Here is a 1,127-nt window from a genome sequence, read left to right on the forward strand (position 1 = left end):
CACACATTTTCGCGCCCGAAATTCAAGGCAAATGATTTCAATGGCTTAACGGACAGTGTTCGCTATCCGTTCACGTCCAACTGTTCAAGTTGGGCATGACTGACACCCCGCCACTTGGCCCAACCATGCGCGACCTGATGGCGACGGTCGGCGAACTTCTATTGCTTTGGGGCTTTCTTGAAACGGCGATACGCAAGTGCCTTGCTGTGATCCATACGGCCGAAGGCAAGCCACCGACGAAAGCGCCAGTGCTCACCCAATGGCGTCATGCGGAAGCTGATGGTGGCGACCGGAGGCTGGAGCAGCTATTCGCCGATATCGAGGAAGTGGCAACGCTTCGAAACTGTTTAGCGCACGGCTTGTCGTCGGTCTCGGCAAATCCATGGCGCGGCGAGGAAGCGGCGGTCGTCTGCGTGATGCATGACGGAAGTCGGCGGTGCTTCACCATAGGCGAAATGCAGGAAGCAAAGGACCACCTGCATGTGACTACGAACCGCGTCCACGATCTCGTCGTCTGAACCGTGTGACGGGACTGTCAGGAATTCCGTGTGCGGGCGGGCCGTTGAACATTATGCAGCCATTGCCCTACGAACACTTTGTCGAGGTCTGGCGCCCGCGACCGCCAAAAGAAAAGGCGCGCGGGCGCCTCAATCCGGCAAGGCTTGAATGAGGCTGTCCGGCGGCGCTTTCAACCGGTGCGCCGCGCTTCGCCACGAGGTCGCCCGCGCCGTTGAAGGATACCACGACCGGAAAGAAAGCGCTTGTCGATCTCATCCGTGGTGTAGACGATCCGGCGGACTTCGTCAGGGAACGCAAAGAACGGGATGACCTCGCCCCAGGCACGCCCCCAGCTCTGGCCGATGGCGGGATAGCGCTGGCCCCAGGGGCCGGCCTCGAACACCGTCAGCGCCTTTTCAGCAGCATCGGCATCGACGGCGCGGTAGATGTCCTTGAGCGCTGTCGCCAGCCCTTTGCGGTCTTTCCAGCAGACGAAGTTGTCGCACTGCACTTAAATGTGAGAATGCGCCCATTGAGACCGGTAATTTCTCTGGGGTCGAATACGGATTGTTAGGTCCCGTAGTCCATCAGCGTCGCTTTGTTCGGAGGGAAAGCGATGGCGGTAGAAT

The 1,127-nt window shown here is 59.4% G+C and carries 1 protein-coding gene and 1 pseudogene; one reads left to right on the plus strand and one right to left on the minus strand.

What is annotated here, in order from left to right:
* Nucleotides 1-125: 125 nt before the first annotated feature.
* A complete protein-coding gene (locus tag BLS48_RS34685) occupies nucleotides 126-518 on the plus strand; it encodes a hypothetical protein (RefSeq protein WP_091586704.1) in 393 nt (130 codons plus the stop codon).
* 203 nt (nucleotides 519-721) lie between these two features.
* Here BLS48_RS34685 and BLS48_RS34690 read toward each other — a convergent pair.
* Nucleotides 722-997, minus strand: a pseudogene (locus BLS48_RS34690) (transposase); the annotation flags it as partial.
* Nucleotides 998-1,127 lie beyond the last annotated feature (130 nt).

Origin of the sequence: Mesorhizobium qingshengii, assembly GCF_900103325.1 — a bacterium.
In the GTDB taxonomy this organism is placed as follows: domain Bacteria; phylum Pseudomonadota; class Alphaproteobacteria; order Rhizobiales; family Rhizobiaceae; genus Mesorhizobium; species Mesorhizobium qingshengii.